Origin of the sequence: Brevibacillus fortis, assembly GCF_003013395.1 — a bacterium.
Taxonomy (GTDB): domain Bacteria; phylum Bacillota; class Bacilli; order Brevibacillales; family Brevibacillaceae; genus Brevibacillus; species Brevibacillus fortis.
Genome location: NZ_PXZM01000029.1, coordinates 61,004 through 86,454 on the forward strand (window position 1 = coordinate 61,004; position 25,451 = coordinate 86,454).

A 25,451-nucleotide genomic window follows, 5' to 3' on the forward strand; every position below is an offset into this window, starting at 1 on the left:
TCCTGTTCTTCTCGCTGCTACAAATTAAAATCAACCAGTTTTTCGGCAATTTCTCCAAAAGAGCCTTCTGACTGAGCAAAATAATCTTCCCAGCGTTCCTTGCTCCATACCTCTACACGGTTTGACACCCCGATGATCACACATTCTTTTTGCATGCCTGCATGTTCACGTAAGTTGGGTGGTATGTTTACCCTTCCCTGCTTGTCCCACTCGCATTCGGTGGCACCTGAAAAGAAAAATCGTGTAAATGCTCGAGCATCTGCTTTTGTAAATGGGAGAGACTTGAGTCTTTCCTCTAATTGCTTCCACTCATCTTGCGGATAAGCAAACAAACATTGGTCCAGTCCTCGGGTAATCACAAAGGAAGTGCCAAGCCCTTCACGGAATTTGGCTGGGATCGTCAGGCGGCCTTTTTCGTCGATGCTGTGCTGATATTCCCCCATGAACACGCCCTAGTCCCCCACTTTCCTGTCGGTTAGCTCCACTTTCCCCCACTTTTCCCCACCTGGTACCTATTTGTTATTATAAAAAAAAATCCTGCGTTTGTATGCAGGATTTTTTCGTATTTTTTTTTGCCGGGAAAAGACGGGATTCGAGGGACTATTCGACCCAGCTTTCCAGGTAGGATTTTTGCTCATTTGTCAATTTGTCGATTCCGATGTTCAGGGCTTCCAATTTGTACTGAGCTACCATTTGATCCAACTCGAATGGTACGTTCAGCACTTTTTTGCCAATGTTTTTGTACTGTTCATTGACATAAGCCAAGGATACCGCTTGCAGTGCAAAGGTCATATCCATGATTTCAGCCGGATGTCCGTCGCCAGCAGCCAGGTTCACAAGGCGGCCTTCTGCGAGCAGATACACTTTTCGACCATCAGCCAAGACAAATTCTTCAATATCTTTACGCACAATACGGGAGGATGTCGACATTGCATTCAAATCGACCTTGTTTACTTCGACATCGAAGTGACCCGCATTGGACAAGATTGCGCCATCTTTCATCACAGCAAAATGCTCTTTGCTGATGATGTCGCGGTTACCCGTTACCGTTACGAAGTAGTCACCGTGCTTCGCAGCTTCGAGCATTGGCATTACTTCAAATCCATCCATGTAAGCTTCTACCGCTTTGATTGGGTCGATTTCGGTTACGATTACTTTTGCGCCCAAACCTTTTGCGCGCATCGCTACACCTTTACCGCACCAGCCATAACCAGCTACGACAACAGTTTTACCCGCAACCACGAGGTTCGTTGTACGGTTGATACCATCCCATACGGATTGACCTGTACCATAGCGGTTGTCAAACAAGTATTTGCAGAATGCATCGTTTACGGCAACCATTGGGAATTCAAGCTTGCCTTCTTTTTCCAGCGCTTTCAGACGCAGAATACCTGTTGTGGTTTCTTCTGCACCACCACGTACTTGAGACAGCAGATCACGGCGCTCGCTGTGCAAAATGGTGATCAGGTCGCCACCATCATCAATGATCAGATCAGGACGAGTTTCCAGTGTTTTGATCAGGTGCTCTTTGTACTCAGCAGGATCTGGATTGTATTTCGCAAATACGCGAATGCCGTCTTCCACCAATGCTGCGCAAATGTCATCTTGCGTGGACAGCGGGTTGGAACCAGTAATGGTTACTTCAGCGCCACCAGCTTGAACTACTTTTGCCAGATAAGCTGTTTTCGCTTCCAAGTGCAAGGAGATCGCAACTTTCAGTCCTGCAAACGGCTTCTCTTTTTCAAAGCGATCACGAATGCGGTTCAGGACAGGCATGTGTTCTCTTACCCAATCAATCTTCAGATGGCCGTTGTGCGCCAATGCCATATCTTTTACGATGCTTTCAGATACTGTGTTCATGTACGGATGGACCTCCTTTTGTCTCATAAAGCAACCTTGTCTATCATATCATACGCAAGTTCAACCATCATCAGTTTTTCCAATTATTTTCCTATTAACGGCAATTTACGCTCTGCGGTTTCTACCATAAGTAGCTCCAAAAAGCGTAACAAAGCCTGTGGCATCCATTTCTTTTTATGGTAGACCAGCTGTCGGAAAACACGGATATCCGGATGGGAAAACGGGAGTATAACTAGTGTACCATTTTTCACTTCTTCTTGTACGACAATTTTCGGAAGTAACGCAATTCCTAAATCATAGGCTACACATTGTTTTATCGCTTCCAGACTACCAAATTCAAAAGAAGATTCCACGGTGGCTCCTGCTTCACGCAACACCGATTCCATCATCCCTCGGTAACTGCATCCCTTTTCCGTAAAAATCCAGGTTTCCCCGGTAAAATCGTGAGTTTCTACCTTCTCTTTTTTCACAAGCGAATGGGTAGGCGCTGCAACAACAACTAGTTTTTCCTCACCTAAAACGACATTTGTCAGCTCAGTTTGATCTTGGAGCCAATCGAGCACAAAGGCGAAGTCGAACTTCCCTTCCTTTACCCCCTGTCTCAAGTCTTGGCAAATGCCCGGTGCAAGCATGATCCGCATACGCGGCTGCTCCAAGCGAAATTTTTGCAAATAGGGTGGTAAGTAAAAGGCTGCCAGTGACTCCACTGTTCCGATACTCAGTGTTCCTGCAAGATGTGCTTGTTCTGACAGATTGGCTTTCGCTTCATCTAATACAGCTTGCAGCTGCTCGCTGTAGCCGAGAAGCACTTCACCTGCGTGGGTTAGCCTGATTTTTTTGCCCCAACGCTCAAATAGGCTGACACCGAACTCCGATTCCAGATTTTGAATTTGGGTTGTCACACTGGATTGCGCGTAGCCTAAAATTTCTGCTGCACGCGTAAAGCTCTGGCACTTTGCTACTTCTCGGAATGTTTGCAAATAACGAGTATCCAGATTTCTCCCTCTTTTCATCGAAAAAATCGATTTCAATTATCTAATATTATAGATAACTCCGATAATTAAGTCTATGCTACACTTCAGTTACCAACGACAAGGTAAGTAAAAAAGTGAGGGATCTACCTATGGGAAAATTATCCAGGCAAGCCCCTGGCCTAACCAAAACACTGCGACTTCCACAGATCGTCGCCTTATACATCGGGGCGGTGATCGGTTCCGGAGTGCTGCTCATCCCTGGACTCGCAGCCGAAAAGGCTGGTCCTGCTTCCATTTTAGCTTGGCTCGTCATGTCGATTCTCGTCCTGCCCATGGCCATTACGATGGGACTATTATCTGCTCGTTATCCGAGCTCAGGTGGAGTCTCTACATTTGTACGGACAGCGTACGGAGATCGATTCGGAAACATGGTAGGCTGGTTCTTTCTCTTGTCTGTCCCGATTGGCGCACCTATTCTGAGTGTGACAGGGGCCAACTACATTGCGATCCTGCTGAACTGGAGTGAGTCACAAGTTTATGCGGCGGCTGCTCTGCTTCTTCTCGCTGTCCTTGTGATGAATATTGTAGGCTTGCATGTAGCTGCACGTGTCCAAACGATTGTTGTCTCGCTGATTATCACGATTTTGATTTTGGCCGTTGTCGCAAGCCTTCCGCATGCATCTGTCAATCACTTTACCCCTTTTATGCCAAACGGTTGGTTGAGTGTCGTGCAAGCAGCAGGTCTGATGTTCTGGTGCTTTATTGGGTGGGAAGCTGTGACGCATCTCTCAGAGGAATTCGTCGATCCTACGAAAAACGCGATTCGCGGTGTTTTGTGGAGTGCGGGAATCGTCGCTCTCTTGTATTTTGCCGTTGCCTTTATGACTGTGGCTACGCATAGCTACGGGATCGGCATCTCCGCTGCCTCGCTCAGTGTCATGGTTCAACTCTCTCTGGGGCCAATCGGCGGATGGATTGTAGCCGTAACTGCCTTGTTCATTTGTATCGCAACAGCCAACGCTTACATCGGAGCTGCTTCACGCATCGCCTATTCGTTGGCGCAAGAAAAGATCGCTCCTCGCTGGTTTGCCACCCTCCATGCCAAGTACCGAACACCCACCGGCGGCCTTCTGTTTCTCTCTCTTTGTTTTGTCGTCGTTCTGGGCGTACTGTATTTCAACGTGATCGACTTGTCCAGACTCATCGAGCTTCCCAATGCAACCTTTTTTGCGACGTACATCGGCGGGTGTCTCGCTGGGGTCCGGCTCTTGCGTCATAGTCGCGTAGGCCGATTCGCTTCCTGGACTTCTCTCGTATGTACAGTAGGACTTTATCCTTTTTTGGGATGGTCCGCTCTCTATCCCCTCGTGATTGCACTTGTTCTTTTTATCTGGCAAAAACGTCATCATGCCTGACATACAAAAAGGCTGGGTTCATGTCCCAGCCTTTTTTCTTATTCATCTTTTCCAATCAATCTAAACGTTTTGCCATCGCTTGAGGAAAGGTAAAACGTGCGATCGACGCTTCCACCCAAATCTCCTGCGTAATATTGAACCGTCATTCTGTATTTATTCATTCCGATTTTTGCAAAGTACATCAATTCATTAAACTGTGGGAACCGGACATAATCGTACACTTCATACTGCATAAATGAAAAATGCTCGCGTAAAAACGATTCACTGACAGGCAGATTGTTTTTCTTTGCATACGCGACCAAGTCATCAAAGCGACGAATCTTTTGCTTATCCATCACGTCACCTACAAATGACGAGACAGCTTGTGTCATTGCCTTTTTCTCGCTCTCTGTTACATTGCCAGGGTACAGCTCTGCGATTTTTGATTCCAGTCGGTTTAAGAGGACGACTGCTTGAGCTCTATTGATTTTGTCCTCAGGACGAAAGCTTCCATCTGGGAATCCAGCCAATACCCCCATTTTATAGGCAGGGTAGACCGTCATCACCTGATTTTCATTTTCCACAGAGATATCCGTGAAAAATTTTGCTGTCGTTCCTCGGTATTTTTCACCTTCTGATTGGTGCCCGATGGCCGCCAACAAGGTTCTTGCCGCATCCAACCGCGTCATGCTATCCGTCGGTTTTCCGGATGGCATAATACCCGCTGAAGCCAAATGGTGATAAGTTTTTTCCGACCAACGTCCCACAGCAGCCTTCAAGTAGGTCTCTTTGATATAGCTGTCAGGCTCATGACCTGTGAAGGAAGGAATGACGCGTTCAATCAGGGATAAAAACTGTTCTTGTGTCACTGTTTGCTCTGGTTTAAAGGTTCCGTCGGGGAAGCCCTTGATTAATCCTTTTTGGGTAGCAATCCCAATTTCTTTTGCTGCCCAATGTCCATTTGTGTCGATAAATGCAGGTGAATTGGCCACGTATTCTTCCCGTGCGTCGGCCTTTTTCAATCCTGCAGTTGCAATGCCCGTCAATAAAACCGACAAGCTTACAACTAGTAGAGTGGCTTTTTTCCCGATTTGTTGTAATGTAATCTGCATCCCGAGTACCACCTTTCCCAAAAACAATCCATTACTACTAATACGCAGAATTTGTCGGAAAAGTTTCAGCATAATTTGAAGAAATCTTTTCCATCTACGTAAACAACAAAAAAATAGTCGGGTCCACTTTTAGGACGATCCGACTATTTTGCGCTGCATATTACAGGTAATAAAGTTGATGAGTACCATCATGCGCGAATGGCGCATCTACTAATCGGTCAAGCAAGCCAAGACCATATTTATTCGCAAACGGGAAAAACGAATGCTTTCTTTCTTGCAGCCCACCCTCAGGCAATAAAGCTGTCTCAATTCGTTGGACACGCACATGCTCCACGTCATCTTTTTGCTGAAGCGAACGAATCAGACGCTCTTCCAAAAAGGACACTTGCTCTAACAGTAGCTTGCTATTTTTCTCAGCCAGACCACGCAATCCGCCATCCAGAGAAACGACCTCCTCTACCAGTGGACGATAGATCGACATGATCGACTCCCGTGCTGATGCGAATTGCTGCTCCAACGGATGTGGCGCCTGCTTTTTGGACCACTCGGTTTTCCATGCGGCGAAATCAGTCAAGACTTGTTCAACAGAAAGCCCCAAGCTATCCAGCAGTCTCAGTTGAGCACCTTCCACAAGGGTAATGGACAAACGAGGCAATACGATCGGCATCTGCATCCCAAATAGCTCGAATACCTCCCGATAATACGCCCAATAAGCAATCTCGCCCGGACCTCCAATGAAGGCAAGCGTAGGAAACAGATGCTCCTGCATCAACCCGCGGGTAACGACATTTGTGCTAAAACGCTCTGGTGAATCTGCAACCTGCTTGAGCAATTCATCGCGGGTGTAAGAACGTCTCCGATTGATAAAGCGCTCTCCGTGACGTTCTAACAGCAATCGATTATCGCCCTCATAGATGAACAGATTGGCTTGATGCTCTTCCACTTGCAATTGAAGCGGATAACCAGCCGTAGAGATCCGATCCGCTGCCCGTAGCAACACCTTTGCCAATTGCTCATTGTTTTCAATGATCTGTGAAAAAATGGGTTGCTGCAGCTCACGAACAAACGGCAACGAGGATTCAACCAAGACAAGACCGTGCTTGCCAAACAGTTTTGCCATCAAGCGGGCAAACCACTCTGCGACTGTATGCGAATCTGCTGCAGTCTTCGTCAGCAACTCACGAATCTGTTTGGTTTCGGCAGTCTCTGCTTGCCCCTGGAAAAACTTTTCCAGGAACTGCGTACACAGTTCAGGGTCCAAGGGTAGCGTACTTGCCGATTGACGTCCCTTTTTGTTCAAAGCCATTCGCTCTTTATGCAGGCGCTTCCCATCATTCGCTCCCCAGAACACATGATCGATCTCATCGATGTCATGGTCCTCGCCAGCAATCCAGAACACCGGAATGACGTTCGCCTGAAGCTCTGCAGACAGCCTCTTCGCTGCCTGGATCAGATGAACAGCTTTGTTGATTGTATAGAGTGGTCCACCCAGAACTCCTGCTTGCTGACCGCCGATGACCACATATGTGTCTGGCTGTTTGAGCAACTCGATATTTTTCAGTGCTTCAGGGTGAGTACCCATCTCTTTATTAAAACGATATAAACCTTCCACGAGCTGGTTCCGGTGAGGATAGGATTGACTTTGAAGCCATTCCACACGTTCTCGGTAGGACTGTTCACGGTAGGGATTATGTGCAAAAAACTGCATTGCAGAGGCATTTTGCTGCTGGTACTCCTGTGCCAGCGTATTCGCCAATGGAAGCGCGAGACATTCAACATTCATGCTAGCTCACCTTTCTTAGGACCATGGTCAACCAAAATTATACCATGCTCCACAGCCACAAAAAACAAGACAACCCACTTTAATGGGTTGTCAAAGTGTAATACAGGCTCGATTGCGCTTGCATTAAAATTGTGGAGGGGTGACGGACCAGATCAACAAGGCTTCCGTTTCTCCCGTATTTTCGATTGAGTGTGTTTTGCTGCTATCAAATGAGATACTGTCTCCTGCTTCCAATACGTGCTCTTCATCGTTGAAGCGCGCTGTCACACTACCGGAAATGACCGTGAAACATTCTTCTCCCTCTGACTGCACGAACTTGTCGACAGCCATTTCTCCAGGCATCAGTCGCACTTCCAGCATCCCCAGCTTGGCACTACCTCCCATCGAGAGCAGCGAATAAGTGCCCGTCGATTCAGGAAAGACCAGTTGTCTGCGTTTTTGCAAGCGAGTCACATGCACTTGCTTTTGATCAATATCTTCGAAAAAATGAATGATAGGTGACTCCAGAGCTTTGGTGATTTTCCACAGCGAATCCAGTGACGGCTGCGAAATTCCACGCTCTACTTGGCTCAGCAAACCTTTGCTTAACCCTGTCTTGCCTGCCATAATTTCCAAGGTAAAGCCGCGTTCTTTCCGAATCATTCGAATCTTATGACCGATGGTCTCGATGGGAAGTCGCATAGTTCCAACCTTCTTTCTTATCGGAATAAATACGATATGTATCAACAGTGCTTTACACGACACCCATCGTTTTGATAATACCGGTCGTAAACAGCACTATGTAGACAATTCCAAACCAGAGAAACGACAAACGCCAGGCTGAAAATCCTACCTTTTTGAGGGAGAGCCGCCCCTTCCACTTCATCTGTATCCACCCAAGGAGCAAAGTTACCACCAGGTAAAAGCAGAATACCCACCACCAAGCGGAAAAAGCCTCGGGCCAAATCAATTCGTAAGCGGAAACGGCAGAGCGAATCACCAAAAGATTCGTGATATTTATCGCGAAGCGGCCTGCCAATTTCTTGTTCCGCGTCGTCACATACACGATGAAATAAACGAGCGGAAATCCGAGAAACGGCACAACCGTCAGCGTACCCCACAAATAGGCCCAGACATCCGCCAAAATGGTCATCTACTGTCGCCTCCCTCCTTCCGTATTCCCATGTCTGACTTAAGAAGGATAACGCGAAGCAAGGTTTCGTGCAGCGGAGTCGGAATTCCGGCCTTTTTTCCTACTTGGACGAGATAGCCGTTGATAGACTGCACTTCCGTCGGTCTGCGCTTCTTTATATCCTGCAGCATGGAAGAAAGATTACGGGAAGTATTTCGGCAAATGGAGACAATTTCCTGCAAGTCTGCATCCTCGATTTTTTGTCCGGCATACGCAGCCACTGCAGCTGCTTCCACAAATAAAGCACGCATGAGATGTTGCGTATGTGAATTTTCGAGGAGAGCCCCATTCGGGATTTCAAAAAGCGCGGTTAACGGATTGATCAACGCATTTGCGATGAGCTTTCGCCAAGCGAAGGGCTGTATCGCCTTTTCGTAGACAGCCTCCATGCCTGTTGATAACGCCCACTCGACAAATGTGCGAATCAGTGGATCATTGCGATCAGAAGTCTCCCAAGAACCTACGCGCAAAGTACCAGTACCGGTATGCACGACTTCTGTAGCCGACAATCTCCTTGCCCCTTCCGTATTAATCGCAAAGAAGCACTGCATCTCCGTTAAAACGGTTCGAAGCAACTCGTAATGACCCATACCATTTTGCAAAGCGATCACTCTTGCCTCATGATTTAACCCTTGTAAGGCTGGAAGTACGCTGTGCAAATCTGGCTGCTTTACAGTTAACAAATACAGATTCCCTTCAGGCAATCCTTCTTCAATGGGACGAGCAACGATGGGAACAGTGACTGTTTCGCCATCAAGCCTTTGAAAGCTGAGCCCGCGTTCATTTAGCTGATTCGCCTGGAGTGAACTGCGTGTAACAATCGTAACAGGTTGTCCAGCGAGTGCGAGCCTTGCTGCATACAGCAGCCCGACAGACCCTCCACCTATGACTACCACCTGACACGTCTTTGGTTCTAGCAGCATTTGTTCACCCACATTAATCATTGCTTATTTTTCAAGAATAACAGAGTTTTCGGGATTGTTCAATTGATTGACACAAAAAAAGATCGAAATTATCGAAATATTCCTTTGTTCTTACACATTTTCTGTAAAAAAAATCAGGTTATCGCCTTTTGACGACAACCTGAACCCTGATTTATACGGGATAAACAGCATGCTTTCTGTCCGAAAAAACGAGACGCTTTTCCTTGTATACCTCGTAGCGCTGGATTAATTCTCGCCTCAGTTCACTTGGAGGCACAACGGCATCTACGATCAAGTTGGATGCCAGCAAGTACAGATCGATGTCTTCCTGGTACTCTTTGCGTTTTTCTTGAATAAACTCTTGACGCTCCGCCGGGTCCTCAATCGCCTGAATTTTGTTACTGTAGACGGCATTGACCGCAGCTTCTGGTCCCATCACAGCGATTTGGGCACCAGGTAGTGCGAGGCAGGCATCTGGTTCAAATGCAGAGCTGGCCATAGCATACAAGCCGGCACCATACGCTTTGCGTACAATAACCGATATTTTCGGAACCGTTGCTTCCGCCATTGCGGAGATCATTTTGGCCCCGTGCCTGATAATTCCTGCGCGCTCTACTGCCGTCCCAATCATAAAGCCAGGAACATCCGCCAAGAACAAAAGCGGAATGGAAAACGCATCGCACAACGTGATGAACCTGGCCGCCTTGTCAGCCGAATCGACAAACAGGACTCCGCCCTTCACGCGCGGCTGGTTGGCTATGATTCCGACTGGCTTGCCATCCAGACGTGCCAATCCGGTAATTAGCTCTTGGGCAAATAACTTTTTGATTTCAAAGAACGAATCCTCGTCGACCAATGCTGTAATCACATCATGCATATTGAAAGCTGCATTTTGGTTCTCCGGCACGATGCTCGTGATTTCCTTCGCGGAAGGCACTGGGGCTTTCGCCAGTACAGTCGGCGGCGTCAACGTATAGTTCGCCGGGAAGAAACGGAGATAGCTGCGCGCTGCTTGAATCGCCTCTTCTTCATTGGCGGCCAGTACGTCGCCGCATCCGCTGACGGAGCAATGCATGCGTGCACCGCCCAGCTCTTCCAAGCTTACTTTTTCTCCAATCACCATTTCCGCCATACGCGGGGAGCCCAAGTACATGCTCGCGTTTTTGTCGACCATGATGACAATGTCACAAAAAGCTGGGATATAAGCGCCACCAGCAGCAGAAGGTCCAAACAAAATGCACACTTGTGGAATTTTGCCGGAGAGCTTCACTTGGTTGTAAAAGATTCGCCCAGCACCCCGGCGGCCTGGGAACATTTCCAATTGGTCAGTGATACGCGCTCCTGCCGAATCGACCAGATAGAGAAGAGGAACACGCATTTTTTCTGCTGTCTCCTGGATGCGAATAATCTTTTCGACCGTCCGCGATCCCCAAGACCCCGCTTTCACTGTCGAATCATTGGCCATCACGCAGACAGTTTGACCATTTACCTTGCCGATTGCGGTCACAACTCCATCCGCCGGCAGATCACCTGCCATCACATTCGCGAACAGCCCATCCTCGACCATGAACTCATCATCGAACAATAGCTTGAGACGATCGCGGACAAACAACTTGTTTTGCTCCTTGAGCTTGTCATGATACTTGGCATCGCCCCCTTGCACTACTTGGGCGATTTTTTCGTGCAATGTGTCTTCCAAATGTTTCGTCATCAGCGTAATCCCCCTCGTCACTCTCCGCGATATATCGGTTTTCGTTTTTCTTGAAAGGCTGTGAGTCCTTCTAGGCGGTCTTTCGTCGGGACGAGCAGCTTGTACGCATTGCTCTCAATTTGAAGTCCGCTCGCTAGTTCGACCTCTACTCCACAATCGATGGCAAACTTGGCCTGGGCTAGGGCAAGTGGAGCATTTGCTGAAATCTGCTCGGCCAAAGAAATGGCTGTCACCATGAGTTGATCCGCGGGAACAATCCGATTGATTAATCCAATGGACAGCGCTTCCTCCGGCAATACACGCCTCGCCGTAAAAATCAGTTCCTTGGCGACGCCTTTTCCAACCAACCTAGGCAAACGCTGTGTTCCGCCAGCACCAGGGATAATCCCGAGCGATGTCTCCGTTAACCCCATCTGGGCCTGTTCACTCATGATCCGCAGGTCGCACGCCAACGCCAATTCTGTACCGCCCCCCAGCGCCAGCCCGTTAATCGCCGCGATGACTGGTTTCGGTAGCTTTTCCAGCTCTGTGAACGTATCTCGAATCGTTTGGATGTATACTTCGACCTGTTGTGGTGACATTGAGCGCCGCTCTCTTAAATCCGCACCAGAGCAAAACGCCTTGTCACCAGCTCCGGTAACAATGACCGTCCGGATGTCACGATCAAGGCTGATTTCACTGATCAAGCCGCGCAGTGTCACGAGCGTTTCCAGATTGAGGCAATTAAAAACTTCTGGCCGTTGCAGCGTTAGTATGCCAATTGCGCCCTCTCTTTGCAGGGAAACCGTCATATTCTATCCCCTCTTTGCGAATGTGTGGAAATACAGATCATTCAGTCGGTTTGCTGGCAAGCGATGCCCGCAGCACTTTTGAGGGGAGCTCTTTGTCTAGCTGCTGCCCAATAAACGCACCAGCCTCAATCAACTTCTCGAGATCGACACCCGTTTCATAGTCCATTCCATGCAACATGTAGACCAAATCTTCCGTCGAAATGTTGCCGGCAGCTCCTGGCGCATATGGGCATCCACCGAGGCCTCCGATTGAGCTGTCAAAGATTCGTATTCCTTCATCTAGCGCTGCTGCTACGTTCGCCAATCCAGTTCCTCGCGTATCATGGAAATGGGCGGCTAAGCGCTCGTTCGTAACATCTTTCACAAGTGCTCCAAAGACCTCATGAACCTGTTTCGGTGTTGCAACCCCTATCGTATCCCCGAGAGAAATCTCGTACACTCCCATTTCCAAAAGTGCCTCTGTCACTCTGCGGCTATTATCAAGTGGAATGTTTCCCTCATACGGACAACCGAACACCGTTGAGATATATCCGCGAACTTTCATCCCGATTGCCAGCGCTTCCTGGGCAACCTCCCGCAGGATCGGATACGTGTCTTCTATTCCTTTATTGATATTTTTTTGATTATGCGTTTCAGAGGCAGACATGAATAGGGCAATCTCTGTCAGTCCGCATTGGCGCGCCCGCTCCAGACCACGAATATTTGGAACCAACGCGCTTAGCGTGACCTCTTGGCTGCGATTGATTCCCTGCAAGACCTCATCTGCATCCGCCAATTGGGGTATCCATTTGGGATTCACAAATGAACTTGCTTCTATCCGTTTCAAGCCCGCTGCCATCAGCTTATGAATCAGCGTGATTTTTGCTGCTGCCGGAACAATCGCGCTCTCATTTTGCAGCCCGTCACGAGGACCGACCTCCACAATTTGTACATGCACAACGAGTCACCTCCTCGCCTAGCGGTCGCTCAGTTTAGAAGTATTCTAATCCTATTCCAAAACGACAATGATATCGCCATCGTTGACAAAATCGCCAATATTCGCTTTTACTTCCACAACCTTGCCTGAGGCTTGTGCCTGTACAGGAACTTCCATTTTCATCGATTCCAGTACAAGGACGTCTTGTCCTTCATTAATCTCGTCACCTGGTTGCACCAGGACATTAATCACGGTTCCTGCCATATTGGCTGCTACTTGTTTCATGGATGCTTCTCTCCCTTACATATCATTCATATTATCGGTTTTCCGTGCTTGATTTCGCTCCCCGCTCAGTAACAAACCATGTCGTATAATTACCTTCACGGAATTGATCGTCCTGTAACACTTCTTGTAAAAACGGAATGTTTGTTTTAATGCCAGTAATCAGAAAATGATCCATAGCCTTCTGCGCATGTTGCACAGCCTCTTCTCTCGTCGAGCCAGATACGATGACCTTTGCTATCATCGGGTCGTAAAAAGGAGTCACCTGTGTACCTGTCTCTACGCCATCATCAATTCGTACATGCTCGAATGAAGGCGGCTGGTACAAAGTAATTGTCCCAGGCGATGGCAGGAAGGTCACTGGGTCTTCCGCATAGACACGCAGCTCAATCGCGTGGCGCAGCGCTTTGACGTCCTCTTGCTTGATCGATAGCGGATGCCCATCGGCAATGTCTAACTGGAGCGCCACGAGGTCCATGCCCGTCATTTCTTCCGTCACGGGATGTTCCACTTGCAAGCGCGTATTCATTTCCAAGAAGTAAAAATGTTTCTGCTCATCTACGATAAACTCAACCGTCCCCACACCCGAGTAGCCCACTGCTTTCGCTGCTGTAACCGCAGCATCGCACAGAAGCTCTCTCGTAGCTGTGTCCAAGAATGGAGAAGGACTTTCCTCCAGCACCTTTTGATGTCTGCGCTGTATGGAGCATTCCCGTTCGAGTAAGTGGATGACGTTACCATGCTGATCGGCAACGACCTGCACTTCGATGTGCCGTGGACGTTCCACGTATTTCTCCATGTACATCGCATCGTTACCGAAATACGCCTTTGCACGACCTTTCGCCGATTGGTAGGCCTGACGAAGCTCGGCCTCGTCTCGACAAATGTGCATCCCGATTCCTCCGCCGCCAGCACTTGCCTTTAGCATCACGGGATATCCGATGGACGTAGCGATGACAGCTGCTTCATCTGGTGAATCGATTGCCTGTTCGCACCCTGGAACAACTGGTACTCCTGCAGCCTCCATTATATGGCGGGCAGTCAGCTTGTCACCCATTTGACCGATGACCTCTGGCGTTGGACCGATGAATAGAAGACCTTCCTCCAGAACACGGCGGGCAAAAGCTTCGTTCTCTGACAAAAGACCATAGCCCGGATGAATCGCATCGGCACCGGTGCTTTTCGCTGCTGCAAGAATGGCCTCTACGTTCAAGTAGCTGTGTGGCACAGGCGGTGGACCAATATGGACTGACTCATCTGCTTCACGTACAAATGGCAGATCCTTGTCTGCATCCGAATAGACAGCAACCGTAGCCACTCCTCTTGCCTTGCATGTACGAATAATTCGTCTGGCAATTTCACCACGGTTTGCGATTAATACCTTGCGCATGGCAACGCTCCCCTCTTTGACAAACCGACTACAACCGTAAGCGCTTCCAAATTGTTTGCCTGGTTTGTATCATGTGATGCTACTTTCTATTTTGCCATGAGAATGCTCATAGTTCTAGGATGAAATTTTAAATTTTTCCAAGGAAGCGAAATCATTTCCTTACAATCCCTCCAATAAAAAAAGAAAAACACTTCGGAAAAGACAATCATCGTGTATAATAAAGGGGCGGGGCCAGTAGGTGGCCAAGGCAAAGAGCTGTGAGAGGAGTGGCTAACCATGTTTGAAGTAAGACGTTTGCAAATCAACTATAAGACACTGGAGGAATTCCAGAAGTTTCGCGAATTTGGCCTGGAGGAGCTTTCTATGAAGGAAGACCTGGAGGCGAACATCGTGGAAAACGATTCGGAATCTCCATTTTACGGTATTTATGACAACGATCTTCTGGTAGCACGTATGAGCCTCTACAAAATTGACGGGAAATACGACCGTTACTTCCAACCTGCGCAAGACTATTATGAGCTGTGGAAGCTCGAAGTCCTGCCTGACTACCGTCATAAAGATTACGGAACAGCTTTGGTCAACCACGCGAAGAGCTTTGGAGCTCCTATTAAAACCAACTCCCGTTGTCGCGCAGACGATTTTTGGCTGAAAATGGGCTTCACGCCTGTGAAGTACAACCTAATGCGTGATCGTGGAGAGAACCCGTACGTCTGGTTGCCAGAGAGCGTAGAGCTGCAAGACTAGCTCCCCTTTATCAACACGGACAGTAGATGAATGCGTAAACAAAAAGAAGCGGTTCCATCACCGCTTCTTTTTTCATGCCTGATTTCGGTGCTTATTTTTCCACGCGCTCCAAATTTCCGTTTTCGTCCATTTTAAAGATCGCTTTGTTGGAATCCTCTTCCTGTAAAAAAGCAAGCTTGCGCGCACGTTCCATGATCTGTACCAACGCACGGTAGTCGTCGTTGACACCCTGAACCTGATCCAGTTCTTTTCTAGCGCGTTCGTGGGCTTCTTTCAATTCTTTTAACTCCAACTCTTTTCCTTCCAACTCTTGTTCCAACTGTCGTACGCGACGAGTCATTTCTTTTTGATTGACGAGCATGCGAATAACCGCTTCAATCTGCTGCTCCTCAACATCCTCGTACTTGTGTACCTCTACTGCTGGTGTCTCAGAACGTTTTGTGTGCAACGCGACAACCTCGACCTCAGCCACCACAGGAGGCGGTGCTTGAATCCTCCCGAGCTTTTTCAGCTGCTGCCTTTGGCTTTTGGCAATCGAAATGGCCGCATCGTACCGTTTACGCACGCAACTGTTCCAGCGGAAGCCGCACGCAGCTGCTGTCCTTCCTAACCTTTGACCCACTTCTTCAAATGCAGCAAGCTGTGTGCCGCCTTCGCGTATGTGGCGCAAGGTGACTTCCGCCAACACTAGATCGTCATCTTCGGTCCATGCGTCTTGTCTGGAAGCTACCATATGAGTCCCTCCCGTTACCTTTAAAAAGGATGATGTAATTCATCCTATGCTTTTCCCTACTCTTGTAGAATCGCTTTCTACTAGAAAAAGTATGTCCAAGCAAATAAATGTTTAAACGAAAAGGACTACATTGATCAAGATGTTGGGCGCTTAGTCAGGAAACTTTCCACTACGGCGACGTGTTCAGGGCTACCCCATAGATGCGCACATTGACTCACTTCGCGACGGATTCGTTCTTCTTGCGGGATGCCCATACGCTTCCACTGCAAGATCTTCATGTACGCCTCAATGCCAGCTAGCGGTTGAGCCGCCATTTTCCGAGCGAAACGATATACTTCTTCATGCAGCTTCTCTTCTGTGTAAACCTCATCAACAAAACCGTACGACTTGGCTTCCTCTGCACGCAATCTGTCTCCAGTCAACAGGAGAGCGAGTGCTTTTGACTCTGGCAGCAAGTCCAACAGCCGACTCCCTCCACCCCAGCCTGTCGTAATATGCATGCTGATTTGTACAAACCCGAAAGTCGCCCGTTCACTGGCAAAACGGAAATGACATGCTCCCGCAAACTCACAGCCACCTCCGACAGCTGCTCCGTTAATCATGGCAATCACTGGTTTGGAATACTGATCAATCGCCGACAAAAGCCCTGTCACTTTACTGAGCAATGGATGGGCCTGTGCAAAACCGCGCGCTGCAATAAACTGATTCAAATCGCCCCCGGAAACAAAACTTCTGCCCGTCCCCGTCACAATCAGAACCTTTACCTCAGGATCGGCTTGGCAGTCTTGAAAGACCTGATGCAGTTCATCAACCAGCTCCACGCTGATGGCATTATGTACATGCGGTCGATTTAATGTGATCGTGGCGATTCCGTCCTGTTTTTGCAAAAGCAAGGTCTCCATAATAACTCCCACCTTCTTTATCAGGTTGTTGCTTTATTGTACCTTTCAGCGGACAAACAAAAAAGAGGAGGTATGCACCCCCTCTTCATTACGACAGCAGATTTTTCATGGCGGAAGAATTGAATCCGACGATCAGGTTTTCACCGTCAGTCAGGATCGGACGCTTCAAAAGCTGAGGTTCTTCACTAAGCATTTCAAGCAGTTCCTTCACCGACATATCATTAATATCGACATCCAGGTTTTTAAAACGCTGACTTCTCGTCGACAAGATTTCATCCAAGCCATTTGAAGTCATTTTGATAATATCCAGCAGTTCTTCTGCTGTCGGTGGATTTTTGAACAAGTGACGCTCTTCGTAATTCACACCGTTTTCTGCCAGCCATGCCTTCGCTTTGCGACAGGATGTGCAGCTCGGATAAGTGAAAAACGTTAATTTTTGTGTTTGTGTACGTTCAGCAACGGCCATTGGTTACCCCTCCATCTCAACTATCACGAATGATTTCATCTATAAAAGTCTTACAATTAGCAGTTCTTGATGTTTCGTTCAAATACTTACAAAAAGTTAGTCAATAAATTTTCTTTCCTTACTTTGGATTTTACTGCTTCATTAACACTATGTCAATAGTAGTTAATCTAAAAACTAGACGAAAAATTCATGTGATATTCTGTTGTAGCACACTGCTACCTTAACAAGTAACACAAAATGGGATACACTTATGTGGATTGTTTACTCGAATTTATGGAGATTGTTTTGAGAAAGGGGTATCGGCATGAACCACGATGCGCAAAAGTTAACCAGTTGTTTAGCTGACCCCACCCGTTTTTCCATTTACCAATTTGTCGCCTACTGTAAAGATCCCATCACGGTTCAGGATATAGCTGATCACTTCTCTATCCACCCTAATGTGGCACGCTTGCACTTGACGAAGCTGGAGGACGTGAATCTACTCACAGCTGTTACAGACAAAAGTGGTAAGGGAGGACGGCCCAGTCGGTTGTACTCATTATCTGAACAGGTTGTGAGTCTGCAATTCCCACCACGTGACTATCAGCTGCTGGCCGATATCGCGATTGAAAGTCTTCTCTCGCTCGGCGAAGCTGGCGAAGCCGCTCTAATTAAAATGGGACATCGCATTGGAACAGAGATGGCAAAACGGGCGGTTGTCCAAAGTGGAATCAATTTAGAAACAGCCTCTATGGAAGAAAAATTGGACCTGATCCATCGGATTGTCGTGGCTCAGGGATTGAAACCAGACATCGAAGCAATGGCCGAAGGAAAGCTGCGTTTTCGCGTAAATAATTGCACCTTCTCTGACAGTGCCAAAAAATATCCGAATGCCGTATGCCAGATGCATAACGCTCTGTTGATGGGAATATTCGAAACGTACTTAGGGAACATTGAATTACGTGAGGATGATTCCAAAATTCGCGGCTGCCAATCATGCAACTATACGTTGATTCAGTATTAGCACCGCAAGTCCTGTCTCTCCTCCCCGGGTGACAATAATCCGTCATACCTTTATCGTTTACACGTGTTCACCTGTCCTATATAATGGGGAAGGAATCTTGTAAATCTTACCGATCGAGGCAAAAAGGGGGGACAAAAATGGATCGTATGTATCGCGTTCTTGGTTTCTGGACCATCGTGATCGCGTTGATGGCGTTCTGGGCAGAATTGTACCCGATGGCGCTCATCTTCTTCAGTTTGACTGCTTTCTTCGTAGCGCTGAGCTACATGAACCTGACTGAACGAGTATACCTAAACATTTTCTTCGGCTTCATGTTCCTGTCTTTTGTTGGATTCACGTATTACACGTTCTTCGTGATGCCTGTAGGACCACAAGAACACGCTTTTCTACAATTGATCATGTAAGAAAAAAGATGCTCACCATGAGCATCTTTTTTTGCGTTCTCCGTTCTCCTCTTCTTTTACTCCCGGGTGCCTTTTTCCTGGACCATGACCCAAAAACGCCCGCCCAAGCCAGCAGGATCGATCAACTGCTGGATCGCCCGATTCCGTTTCATCGCAACGCTCGTGAAAGGGTCTGTATCCATATGCGCGACTGCTTTATGAAGCAAGCCATTCCTCATCAAAAACCGATCCTGCCTCATATAGTCTATTTCCCGTAAACCAGCCTTTTCTCCATACTCTTTCCACGCAGAAAAATTCACGTGTGTCGTCAAGTCTTGTTCGCCAATGTTGATATACGGATTCGTATGAGCCTGATGACGATGGTAGCACATCAGTGTTCCGTTTTTTCGACTGGGATGGTAGAGCTCCTCTTGCAGGTCACCGTAATCAATGGTGATGATGAATCCTCTATTCAATAGGCCGGAAACTTCTTGCGCAGCTTGTTCCATCGCCAAGTTTACCTCGATACGCATTCCGACTGGCAGCTTCAAGTTCAGCCCGCGCACATATTCCCCTAGCGCTGGCGTCATCTCCCCCAAACACTCTTCCAACCCGTCCTCACCAGCACGCACCCACACTTCCTGCCAGCCTGATCTGGTTTTCTCTACAATATGTACCGGAAATGCATCCAGCCATTCATTTGAGAAGATAACTCCTTCTATTTTTTCATGCTTGGCAGCTTCACTCACGGAAGAATACCACCGCTTACGACCCTCATGCCACTGGAGCGCCTCTTGCTGCATTTTCCGGTGATACGGACTCGCTTCTATTAGAACGACCGTCAGTTCTTTGTATACCTCTGGCTTGCTCTCACGGATGCGCTCCAGCATGTGACGGCAAACAGCCCCGGTACCACCACCAATCTCAACGAGAACAGGCGAAGTAATATCCGCCTCCTCCCATAATGCCAAGAGGGCATCTGCGATCGTTTCCGCAAAGACGGGATGTACCGATGCACTTGTATAAAAATCTCCCGCTTTGCCTACTTTGGGTTGTTCGACCATATAATATCCATAAGTGTCATGGTATAGTGCCAACTCCATAAAGCGCGCGAACGTAATCGCTTTCGCTGGTTGGCTTGCTATTTCCTTGTGAATCAGTTCGATCATCGTCATTAGCTCTTCTCCTGCTATCCAAATTCAACTAGATAAGGCTATAATACGAAAAGAAGCATACAATATGGAAAGGCAAAAGCAAAAGGTGAAATCATGCGCAAAATTCTTCTCGTCTTGTTCCTGCTTGTATGTCCACTGACGGTGTTCGCCCAGGAAGAGCCCGCTACCCCTTTGGAGCAGCTCATCCTGCAGCAGCATTTTACACAGAAAGAGCTGGAGCGAACCCTCACCTTACTCAAGGAAGAAGAGACGCGGACATACGGGGAAATCGCACAAATGGATCTCGATTTGCAACGACAAAAGCTGGTGATGGAAGCGACACAACGTCGGGCCGGTGAGGTAGCGCGGGCCTATTACATGGGCGAGCGTACTAATCTTCTGACGTTACTATTAAATGCGGAAAATTTCAATCAGTTCTTATTGATGTACGACTTCTACGAGATCTTGTTCGAGCGTGACATGTCTCGACTAGAGTCCTATCATACTGAGCGCACCAAGCTCACCGCGATGCAATCCGACAAAAAGAATCGATTGGACCAACTTCAAACATTGCGAAAAAAATACGAGCTTCAATTAACAGAGATGCTCGCCATTGCCGCTGAAAAAGAAAAAAACGTACAAAAACTGGATGACTCGACGGTCGTGGAATCCATGATGAATCACTTGATTTTAGACTGGGAAAAACGTGGTTTGCCCGCTTTCCAGACGTTCTTTGGAATGCTCGCGCAGGTCATGGTTCAAGTTCCCGAGTTGGCGACGCCGGATCGAATTCAGTCGGACGGTCTCCTCAAACATACGCTAACCATCAACCAGACGGACTTCAACAATTTTTTGATAGAGAAAGACGCCTTGTTTAAACAATCACGTTTTTCATTTAAGGATAACAAGCTGACCGTGGAAGGCACGTATGATCAAATGGAACTCAAGCTCGTTGGTAACTACGAGCTCGTCTCCCCAACTCATCTCAAATTCCACATCACCGAGCTGTACTTTGACGGCTTTGCCTTGCCTCAATCGACCGTGGAGGAAATGGAGGAAGCATACGATCTCGGATTTTATCCGGAGCTGATCTCCCCCAATATCCAAGTGCAAGGCATCACGCTGATGGACGAAGAATTAAAGCTCCAGTTACAACTCAATCTTCCATTTGGATTCGGAAAGAAGTAAAGCCAGCTATTTGTTAGCTGGCTTTTTTCTTGGAAACAGCCTTATTTACATGAGCCGGCATTTCCTTCTGCAATTGAGTCATGTACTGAATCGCTTCTTTCGTAAGCGTAGGGTATTTCTGTCCCTGTTTCAGCTTTTCCAATGTTTCTGGCACTGGGTAAATGACATAATTACGCTTGTTATTTTTCCGATAAAAATGAACGTAGGTCGGAATCATTTCCGCGCTTTCGATGCTGGCCTCTCCGGACTCATTCTTGTACAGCTCAAGCTTCAGGATTGCACCAACATCCTTGTAGTCCCAACGCTGCGCAGAGATGAAATTGCCCAAAGAATAGGCGATCAGCCCTTTGTGTTCACGCCCGTCTTCGAGTGTAACCGTCTTCCATTCGTAAGGTTGTACCACATGTGGATGCGCGCCCAATATCAAGTCCGCTCCAAATGTTAAAGCTTGCTCAGCGGTCTTGATTTGTTCAGGACTGGGCATGCGTTGATACTCATTTCCGAAATGAAGAGCCACTGCAACCAGATCGGCTCCCTTTTCCCTTGCCCGGGCGATGTCTTTTTTCATCAGCGCAGGCGAAATCAGATTGACCAGATATGGCTTACCTTCTGGAATCGCGATTCCATTCGTGCCGTACGTATACGATAGCAAGGCTAGTGTGAATCCGTCCTTGGTCAACAGCAAGGGCTCATCTCGTTCTTCAGGACTTGCAAATGTTCCCGTATGCGGAAGACCAGCTTCATCAAGATATTTGATGGTTTGCAGAACCCCTTGTTCTTTGCGGTCCATCGAATGGTTATTCGCTGTCGATACCGCACTAAATCCCATTTCCTTCAACGTATGTGCAAGCGACTCAGGAGAATTAAACATCGGATAACCTGAGTATTTTGCCTTGCTTCCGCTCATCGTTGTTTCAAGATTGCCGATGACCCAGTCTGCCTCGCGGAACATCGGGATGACATTCGGGAAGAAACGCTTAAAATCATAGCTTTTCGTCGCTGGGTCCCAGACGGCATCCAACTGCTCCTGGTGCATCATGATATCCCCAACAGCAAGAAGGGAGATACGTTGTTCAGGAAATCTTGATGGCAATGTCGGAGGTTGCGACTCCTGTTGGTTTGGCACTGTCTGTGATGGTGTTGCGGGATCAGGCACTTTCACGTTGGGAGCTGGGGTCGTCTTATCTGCTTGGGCGATAGGTGCTGCACACCCAACTAGACTCGTGCAGGCGATAACGAGAATGAGTGCCCACTTCCATGTTCGATTCATAATGAATAGCTCCTTTAGTAAATGGTGACCCCTTCCTTTTCTCCACCATCTGACAAAATCCTCTCCCATTCTTTATAAAGAATAATGAAGGGACTAACGAAGCATGCCTGTGACAAACGGATTGTACGTTTTCTCGTAGTCGATCGTCGTCTTCGGTCCATGTCCTGGATAAACAATGGTTTCATCATCGAGTTCAAACAGTTTGTCTTGAATGCTAATCATCAGTGTCTCGTAATCTCCTCCGAAGAGATCCGTACGCCCGATGCTCTGGTTAAACAGAACGTCGCCACCGAAGCAGTGCTGGCCAATTACAAATGAGCAACTGCCCGGAGAATGACCTGGCGTATGCAGCACTTGAATGTGAAAACCTGCCAGCTCCAGAGTCTGACCATCCTCCAGCTCGTGCTCAGCCCGCTCACATACGATGAGTTCAGGCAGATTCCAGCGTCGAGATCCATTGAGATCAGGGTTGGTGAGCCATTCCTGCTCCAGTGGGTGAATGTAAACCGAGGCTTTAGCCAATTCTCTTACTTGGTTGAGGCCGCCAATGTGGTCCAAATGGGCATGCGTCAAAAGAATGGCAACTACGTTTTTATTTGCGAGAGCACGGAGCAACTGATCTGGCTCCATACCCGGGTCAATCACAATGGTTTGGTTGGTCGCGGTGTTTGTCACCACATACGCATTGGTTTGAAATGCTCCCAACGCATAGGATTCAATAGCAAGATTTTGATTCGTCATAGGAAACCTCCTTGATTTTTTGATACGATAGATAAAAATACGTTGCAAACATGGGGGAACGACATGCGCCATATGTACGGAATTGAACTGAATGTACCGGCCGGGAAGCTCCCTGGCTTCTATGCTCAAGTCATACATAAAATCGGAGATCATGTCAATGTCTTTGATCGGGACAAACTGCTTTTTATTGTAGAGAATCAAGCCGAACAGGAGAAGCTGGAAACCATTTTGGAGAAGTCCAACATGTTAGGTGATGCTTTTTCGCTATTGCTGCTCCCTTCCGCATCTACAATCGATCCACTCGATGATATCGGTTTTGTCTCCCAAAATGAACATTTGTATGTATATGCAGATCGAGTTGCCATCGTAACGCTCGGGGCTTCTGCCCAATCAGACGATCAATGGGCAGCCATGGAGCAACTCCGCGAGCATGTTCTAGGCGTGATACCTGAAAATTCCCAACAACCCGAAGCCTACTTGATCGATCAAAGCTTGATTCCATTGGCAGAGGGAATCGCGAAGGCTTATCAAGTGAAGCTCGTTTGGCTCCATCCAATTAAATGATTTCTATAAAAATAAAAAGGGAGTTCCAAATAAGCGAACTCCCCCTTCCCTTTTTACGATGCTTTACGATCAAATCGGAACCATGCCACTTGATTGTCCACAAGACCAAAATTGGCGGTGTACTTGCTGCCTTCATAGACCACTTCTTGATCGCCATTTCCTTTGCCATACAGCTTCTCTAGCTGTTCAGCGCTATCAAACATGACGAGCCCTCGATATGTTTTGAACTTTTGCGCATCCTCACGGCGAACTCCTCCCAGCATGATCGATGTCAATTCACCTTTGTGTACTTTGATCATCATCTGGGTTTGATCAACCAAGAGCATCCCCATCACGGCGTCACCTGCCCCTTGCGCCATCTGCTCCTCCGTGTAGCTTTGCCTTGTCACCATATCCATAAAATCAGCTTTCGTCGGCTTCAAGATATCCATCGCTTCTTTTATGTTCTGCCCGAGAAAAATGCCGTTCACTCCGTATTCCTTTTGATTTTCAGGGTCAAATGAAGCAGTTGGTTCCGACTGGGCCGAACACGCGACCAAGACAACTACTGCTAACACCCAAAACGCAGTCATTCGCAAGCATTTCCCCATCATCACCTATGCCCACCTTTGCTACCTCTCTTTTGGTTATCTTAGCGTATCCGGCAAGCATCGGGCAACATAGGGAGACGAGCTTATTCTCGTGTTCCGCTGACTTTGCGACGTGGTCGATTTGGTGGCAGGTTGCTGTCCACCGATTGTTTGAAGCTCTCTAATATTTTGAGAAGTGATGCGAAAAAAGGCGAGCCGAACACCGCAACAATTCCCCACATCCAAGTTCCTAATTGCCACGAGTTTTTTACATAGGCTGATTCTGCCCCCGTTAAAATGAGAGCCGGATCCAGACCAAGCATGCCAAAAATGATACCAGCAGCCAATACGGAAATAAGCAAATTGAAAAAGCGCTTATAGTGCATCAATCGAGCAGCGAGATAATGATCCTCCCAGCAATTTTCTTTCGCCTCATAGTCCGTTGCCAAAAAGGGAACGACTGATTTAAAAGCTTCCGTAACACCCGCTGCCGCGCTGGACACCGCTGTTATATAAATCAAAAAAGAAATAGATGAATCCAACGTAACCATCATTCTTCCCTCCTTTGTACATATGTATGGAGATCGAGGGACAACTTGCAAATTTTTTTGCAGTTTGAATATTTCCCCTTTATTGTTTATGCGGTAACATGTGAAGTGCATGTAAATATGAGGAAGGGAAGGGATTGCTATGCAGGACTTTTCTTTTGTATGGAATCAGTATGACTTGATTCGTGGAATGTTTTTGGCGAGATTAACGGAATTAACCGAGGAAGAAGTAGACGTGGTTCCAGTTGGCTTTAAAAACAACATTCGCTGGAATATTGGTCATATTCTCCTGACACAGGATTACTTGCTCTTCGGACCAGAAGGAATGAAATGTCCTTCGTATTACGGAGCCATGTTCGCTCCAGGAACCAAGCCTGCTGATTGGCAAAAAGAAGGGCCTTCCCTCGAAACCTTAGCTGCCGAGCTAAAAGAACAGCATGTACGTATCAAAGAAGAATTGCACTCCCGCTTGCATGAACCATTGCCAAAACCGTTTGAACTAGGAGACAAAGGCATTATGCATACGTATGGGGAAATGATGGTCTTCACTCTTTTCCATGAAGGAATGCACATCGGATGTATTTCGTCATTGCGAAAAGCAATCGCGGCTGCTAAATAAGGAAAATCAGACAAAAACGCGGGACATTTTATCCGCGTTTTTCTTTTTGGCTGCGAACCCTCCAAAAATGAAAACCGCTCCAATGAGGAGCGGTCGTTGTCGAGCCCGAATTGCTTATGGGGTTCTACCGGTTATTCTCTTTGGCTCTTCAACCTCCATCGTAGAGAAAAGTAGCTAAAGGAATCGGTTTATCTCCATACGACTTTCGTCGATTGCTTGATCATGATTATCCACGGATCTTCGCCTCCTGCAAGGCATTT

The 25,451-nt window shown here is 47.5% G+C and carries 28 protein-coding genes; 7 read left to right on the top strand and 21 right to left on the bottom strand.

The annotated features are described in order from the left end of the window. Nucleotides 1–17: 17 nt before the first annotated feature. The 3 genes from mraZ to C7R93_RS17690 all read right to left on the bottom strand — a co-directional run bounded on the left by mraZ (nt 18) and on the right by C7R93_RS17690 (nt 2,873). A complete protein-coding gene (gene mraZ / locus C7R93_RS17680) occupies nt 18–449 on the bottom strand; it encodes a division/cell wall cluster transcriptional repressor MraZ (protein ID WP_007717680.1) in 432 nt (143 codons plus the stop codon). A gap of 151 nt (nt 450–600) precedes the next feature. Continuing rightward, complete coding sequence (locus C7R93_RS17685; RefSeq protein WP_106840053.1) at nt 601–1,860, bottom strand: adenosylhomocysteinase; 1,260 nt, start codon at nt 1,858–1,860, stop codon at nt 601–603. Between the two features lie 83 nt (nt 1,861–1,943). Further along, entirely contained in the window at nt 1,944–2,873 is a 930-nt protein-coding gene (locus tag C7R93_RS17690; RefSeq protein WP_208637831.1) for a LysR family transcriptional regulator, read from the bottom strand. Between the two features lie 110 nt (nt 2,874–2,983). Between C7R93_RS17690 and C7R93_RS17695 the strand changes: the two genes are divergently transcribed. Further along, nucleotides 2,984–4,249, top strand: coding sequence for an APC family permease (locus C7R93_RS17695; protein WP_106840054.1), 1,266 nt, complete (start codon nt 2,984–2,986; stop codon nt 4,247–4,249). A 38-nt stretch (nt 4,250–4,287) separates the two neighbouring features. On the opposite strand, the gene C7R93_RS17700 is transcribed toward C7R93_RS17695, so the two are convergent. From C7R93_RS17700 to C7R93_RS17745, 10 genes are all read right to left on the bottom strand, one after another. Then, on the bottom strand, nt 4,288–5,340 hold the full coding sequence (locus C7R93_RS17700) for an S-layer homology domain-containing protein (RefSeq protein ID WP_106840055.1): 1,053 nt from the start codon (nt 5,338–5,340) through the stop codon (nt 4,288–4,290). 160 nt (nt 5,341–5,500) lie between these two features. Continuing rightward, nucleotides 5,501–7,123, bottom strand: a complete 1,623-nt coding sequence (gene bshC / locus C7R93_RS17705; RefSeq protein ID WP_106840056.1) for a bacillithiol biosynthesis cysteine-adding enzyme BshC — start codon at nt 7,121–7,123, stop codon at nt 5,501–5,503. 123 nt (nt 7,124–7,246) lie between these two features. Next, the gene (locus tag C7R93_RS17710) at nt 7,247–7,804 is read right to left on the bottom strand and encodes a helix-turn-helix domain-containing protein (protein WP_106840057.1); all 558 of its coding nucleotides are present in this window, start codon (nt 7,802–7,804) and stop codon (nt 7,247–7,249) included. Nucleotides 7,805–7,856: 52 nt separating this feature from the next. After that, on the bottom strand, nt 7,857–8,255 hold the full coding sequence (locus C7R93_RS17715) for a DUF3397 domain-containing protein (protein ID WP_106840058.1): 399 nt from the start codon (nt 8,253–8,255) through the stop codon (nt 7,857–7,859). Further along, nucleotides 8,252–9,217, bottom strand: coding sequence for a ketopantoate reductase family protein (locus C7R93_RS17720; RefSeq protein ID WP_106840059.1), 966 nt, complete (start codon nt 9,215–9,217; stop codon nt 8,252–8,254). Before C7R93_RS17720 ends, C7R93_RS17715 begins: the two co-directional genes overlap by 4 nt. A 172-nt stretch (nt 9,218–9,389) precedes the next feature. Then, nucleotides 9,390–10,928 (bottom strand): acyl-CoA carboxylase subunit beta, encoded by a 1,539-nt coding sequence (locus C7R93_RS17725; protein ID WP_106840060.1) that lies wholly within the window; start codon nt 10,926–10,928, stop codon nt 9,390–9,392. A 17-nt stretch (nt 10,929–10,945) separates the two neighbouring features. Beyond that, a complete protein-coding gene (locus C7R93_RS17730) occupies nt 10,946–11,719 on the bottom strand; it encodes an enoyl-CoA hydratase-related protein (RefSeq protein ID WP_106840061.1) in 774 nt (257 codons plus the stop codon). 37 nt (nt 11,720–11,756) lie between these two features. Continuing rightward, nucleotides 11,757–12,656: a hydroxymethylglutaryl-CoA lyase gene (locus tag C7R93_RS17735; RefSeq protein WP_106840062.1), complete on the bottom strand. Its 900-nt coding sequence runs from the start codon at nt 12,654–12,656 to the stop codon at nt 11,757–11,759. Nucleotides 12,657–12,707: 51 nt separating this feature from the next. Further along, nucleotides 12,708–12,920, bottom strand: coding sequence for a biotin/lipoyl-containing protein (locus C7R93_RS17740; RefSeq protein ID WP_015892116.1), 213 nt, complete (start codon nt 12,918–12,920; stop codon nt 12,708–12,710). Nucleotides 12,921–12,951: 31 nt separating this feature from the next. After that, entirely contained in the window at nt 12,952–14,307 is a 1,356-nt protein-coding gene (locus C7R93_RS17745) for an acetyl-CoA carboxylase biotin carboxylase subunit (protein ID WP_106840063.1), read from the bottom strand. A gap of 276 nt (nt 14,308–14,583) precedes the next feature. Here C7R93_RS17745 and C7R93_RS17750 point away from each other — a divergent pair, with 276 nt between their 5' ends. Further along, nucleotides 14,584–15,051, top strand: coding sequence for an N-acetyltransferase (locus tag C7R93_RS17750; protein WP_048033769.1), 468 nt, complete (start codon nt 14,584–14,586; stop codon nt 15,049–15,051). Nucleotides 15,052–15,142: 91 nt separating this feature from the next. Here C7R93_RS17750 and C7R93_RS17755 read toward each other — a convergent pair whose 3' ends face one another. The 3 genes from C7R93_RS17755 to C7R93_RS17765 form a co-directional block, all read right to left on the bottom strand. After that, nucleotides 15,143–15,784: an RsfA family transcriptional regulator gene (locus tag C7R93_RS17755; protein WP_106840064.1), complete on the bottom strand. Its 642-nt coding sequence runs from the start codon at nt 15,782–15,784 to the stop codon at nt 15,143–15,145. A gap of 134 nt (nt 15,785–15,918) precedes the next feature. After that, nucleotides 15,919–16,686, bottom strand: a complete 768-nt coding sequence (locus C7R93_RS17760) for an enoyl-CoA hydratase/isomerase family protein (RefSeq protein ID WP_106840065.1) — start codon at nt 16,684–16,686, stop codon at nt 15,919–15,921. Nucleotides 16,687–16,774: 88 nt separating this feature from the next. After that, nucleotides 16,775–17,152, bottom strand: a complete 378-nt coding sequence (locus C7R93_RS17765) for a Spx/MgsR family RNA polymerase-binding regulatory protein (protein WP_016740704.1) — start codon at nt 17,150–17,152, stop codon at nt 16,775–16,777. Nucleotides 17,153–17,456: 304 nt separating this feature from the next. Between C7R93_RS17765 and C7R93_RS17770 the strand changes: the two genes are divergently transcribed. Continuing rightward, the gene (locus tag C7R93_RS17770) at nt 17,457–18,155 is read left to right on the top strand and encodes a helix-turn-helix transcriptional regulator (RefSeq protein WP_106840066.1); all 699 of its coding nucleotides are present in this window, start codon (nt 17,457–17,459) and stop codon (nt 18,153–18,155) included. Between the two features lie 137 nt (nt 18,156–18,292). Continuing rightward, nucleotides 18,293–18,559 carry a DUF2626 domain-containing protein gene (locus tag C7R93_RS17775; protein ID WP_017249582.1) on the top strand — a complete coding sequence of 89 codons (267 nt, stop codon included), beginning with the start codon at nt 18,293–18,295 and terminating at the stop codon, nt 18,557–18,559. 56 nt (nt 18,560–18,615) lie between these two features. Here the strand turns inward: C7R93_RS17775 and C7R93_RS17780 are convergent, their stop codons facing one another. Continuing rightward, a complete protein-coding gene (locus C7R93_RS17780; RefSeq protein WP_106840067.1) occupies nt 18,616–19,713 on the bottom strand; it encodes a class I SAM-dependent methyltransferase in 1,098 nt (365 codons plus the stop codon). Between the two features lie 93 nt (nt 19,714–19,806). Between C7R93_RS17780 and C7R93_RS17785 the strand changes: the two genes are divergently transcribed. After that, nucleotides 19,807–20,880: a hypothetical protein gene (locus tag C7R93_RS17785; RefSeq protein WP_106840068.1), complete on the top strand. Its 1,074-nt coding sequence runs from the start codon at nt 19,807–19,809 to the stop codon at nt 20,878–20,880. A gap of 13 nt (nt 20,881–20,893) precedes the next feature. Here C7R93_RS17785 and C7R93_RS17790 read toward each other — a convergent pair whose 3' ends face one another. Both C7R93_RS17790 and C7R93_RS17795 read right to left on the bottom strand, forming a co-directional pair. Further along, nucleotides 20,894–22,150 (bottom strand): CapA family protein, encoded by a 1,257-nt coding sequence (locus tag C7R93_RS17790; protein WP_106840069.1) that lies wholly within the window; start codon nt 22,148–22,150, stop codon nt 20,894–20,896. A 93-nt stretch (nt 22,151–22,243) separates the two neighbouring features. After that, the gene (locus C7R93_RS17795) at nt 22,244–22,891 is read right to left on the bottom strand and encodes an MBL fold metallo-hydrolase (RefSeq protein ID WP_106840070.1); all 648 of its coding nucleotides are present in this window, start codon (nt 22,889–22,891) and stop codon (nt 22,244–22,246) included. A gap of 63 nt (nt 22,892–22,954) precedes the next feature. On the opposite strand from C7R93_RS17795, the gene C7R93_RS17800 reads away from it, so the two are divergent. After that, a complete protein-coding gene (locus C7R93_RS17800) occupies nt 22,955–23,455 on the top strand; it encodes a hypothetical protein (RefSeq protein WP_106840071.1) in 501 nt (166 codons plus the stop codon). Nucleotides 23,456–23,508: 53 nt separating this feature from the next. On the opposite strand, the gene C7R93_RS17805 is transcribed toward C7R93_RS17800, so the two are convergent. Beyond that, a complete protein-coding gene (locus C7R93_RS17805; RefSeq protein WP_106840072.1) occupies nt 23,509–24,048 on the bottom strand; it encodes a hypothetical protein in 540 nt (179 codons plus the stop codon). 80 nt (nt 24,049–24,128) lie between these two features. After that, the gene (locus C7R93_RS17810; protein ID WP_106840073.1) at nt 24,129–24,575 is read right to left on the bottom strand and encodes a hypothetical protein; all 447 of its coding nucleotides are present in this window, start codon (nt 24,573–24,575) and stop codon (nt 24,129–24,131) included. 139 nt (nt 24,576–24,714) lie between these two features. On the opposite strand from C7R93_RS17810, the gene C7R93_RS17815 reads away from it, so the two are divergent. Further along, nucleotides 24,715–25,191: a DinB family protein gene (locus tag C7R93_RS17815; RefSeq protein WP_106840074.1), complete on the top strand. Its 477-nt coding sequence runs from the start codon at nt 24,715–24,717 to the stop codon at nt 25,189–25,191. The last annotated feature ends 260 nt before the right edge of the window (nt 25,192–25,451 follow it).

What these genes read in the sequence shown, in the direction of transcription:
- C7R93_RS17685 (WP_106840053.1), bottom strand. Translation starts at nt 1,860, where the DNA reads ATGAACACAGTATCTGAAAGCATCGTAAAAGATATGGCATTGGCGCAC.
- C7R93_RS17690 (WP_208637831.1), bottom strand. Translation starts at nt 2,873, where the DNA reads ATGAAAAGAGGGAGAAATCTGGATACTCGTTATTTGCAAACATTCCGA.
- C7R93_RS17695 (WP_106840054.1), top strand. Translation starts at nt 2,984, where the DNA reads ATGGGAAAATTATCCAGGCAAGCCCCTGGCCTAACCAAAACACTGCGA.
- C7R93_RS17700 (WP_106840055.1), bottom strand. Translation starts at nt 5,340, where the DNA reads ATGCAGATTACATTACAACAAATCGGGAAAAAAGCCACTCTACTAGTT.
- bshC (WP_106840056.1), bottom strand. Translation starts at nt 7,123, where the DNA reads ATGAATGTTGAATGTCTCGCGCTTCCATTGGCGAATACGCTGGCACAG.
- C7R93_RS17710 (WP_106840057.1), bottom strand. Translation starts at nt 7,804, where the DNA reads ATGCGACTTCCCATCGAGACCATCGGTCATAAGATTCGAATGATTCGG.
- C7R93_RS17715 (WP_106840058.1), bottom strand. Translation starts at nt 8,255, where the DNA reads ATGACCATTTTGGCGGATGTCTGGGCCTATTTGTGGGGTACGCTGACG.
- C7R93_RS17720 (WP_106840059.1), bottom strand. Translation starts at nt 9,217, where the DNA reads ATGCTGCTAGAACCAAAGACGTGTCAGGTGGTAGTCATAGGTGGAGGG.
- C7R93_RS17725 (WP_106840060.1), bottom strand. Translation starts at nt 10,928, where the DNA reads ATGACGAAACATTTGGAAGACACATTGCACGAAAAAATCGCCCAAGTA.
- C7R93_RS17730 (WP_106840061.1), bottom strand. Translation starts at nt 11,719, where the DNA reads ATGACGGTTTCCCTGCAAAGAGAGGGCGCAATTGGCATACTAACGCTG.
- C7R93_RS17740 (WP_015892116.1), bottom strand. Translation starts at nt 12,920, where the DNA reads ATGAAACAAGTAGCAGCCAATATGGCAGGAACCGTGATTAATGTCCTG.
- C7R93_RS17745 (WP_106840063.1), bottom strand. Translation starts at nt 14,307, where the DNA reads ATGCGCAAGGTATTAATCGCAAACCGTGGTGAAATTGCCAGACGAATT.
- C7R93_RS17750 (WP_048033769.1), top strand. Translation starts at nt 14,584, where the DNA reads ATGTTTGAAGTAAGACGTTTGCAAATCAACTATAAGACACTGGAGGAA.
- C7R93_RS17755 (WP_106840064.1), bottom strand. Translation starts at nt 15,784, where the DNA reads ATGGTAGCTTCCAGACAAGACGCATGGACCGAAGATGACGATCTAGTG.
- C7R93_RS17760 (WP_106840065.1), bottom strand. Translation starts at nt 16,686, where the DNA reads ATGGAGACCTTGCTTTTGCAAAAACAGGACGGAATCGCCACGATCACA.
- C7R93_RS17765 (WP_016740704.1), bottom strand. Translation starts at nt 17,152, where the DNA reads ATGGCCGTTGCTGAACGTACACAAACACAAAAATTAACGTTTTTCACT.
- C7R93_RS17770 (WP_106840066.1), top strand. Translation starts at nt 17,457, where the DNA reads ATGAACCACGATGCGCAAAAGTTAACCAGTTGTTTAGCTGACCCCACC.
- C7R93_RS17775 (WP_017249582.1), top strand. Translation starts at nt 18,293, where the DNA reads ATGGATCGTATGTATCGCGTTCTTGGTTTCTGGACCATCGTGATCGCG.
- C7R93_RS17780 (WP_106840067.1), bottom strand. Translation starts at nt 19,713, where the DNA reads ATGACGATGATCGAACTGATTCACAAGGAAATAGCAAGCCAACCAGCG.
- C7R93_RS17785 (WP_106840068.1), top strand. Translation starts at nt 19,807, where the DNA reads ATGCGCAAAATTCTTCTCGTCTTGTTCCTGCTTGTATGTCCACTGACG.
- C7R93_RS17790 (WP_106840069.1), bottom strand. Translation starts at nt 22,150, where the DNA reads ATGAATCGAACATGGAAGTGGGCACTCATTCTCGTTATCGCCTGCACG.
- C7R93_RS17795 (WP_106840070.1), bottom strand. Translation starts at nt 22,891, where the DNA reads ATGACGAATCAAAATCTTGCTATTGAATCCTATGCGTTGGGAGCATTT.
- C7R93_RS17800 (WP_106840071.1), top strand. Translation starts at nt 22,955, where the DNA reads ATGCGCCATATGTACGGAATTGAACTGAATGTACCGGCCGGGAAGCTC.
- C7R93_RS17805 (WP_106840072.1), bottom strand. Translation starts at nt 24,048, where the DNA reads ATGATGGGGAAATGCTTGCGAATGACTGCGTTTTGGGTGTTAGCAGTA.
- C7R93_RS17810 (WP_106840073.1), bottom strand. Translation starts at nt 24,575, where the DNA reads ATGGTTACGTTGGATTCATCTATTTCTTTTTTGATTTATATAACAGCG.
- C7R93_RS17815 (WP_106840074.1), top strand. Translation starts at nt 24,715, where the DNA reads ATGCAGGACTTTTCTTTTGTATGGAATCAGTATGACTTGATTCGTGGA.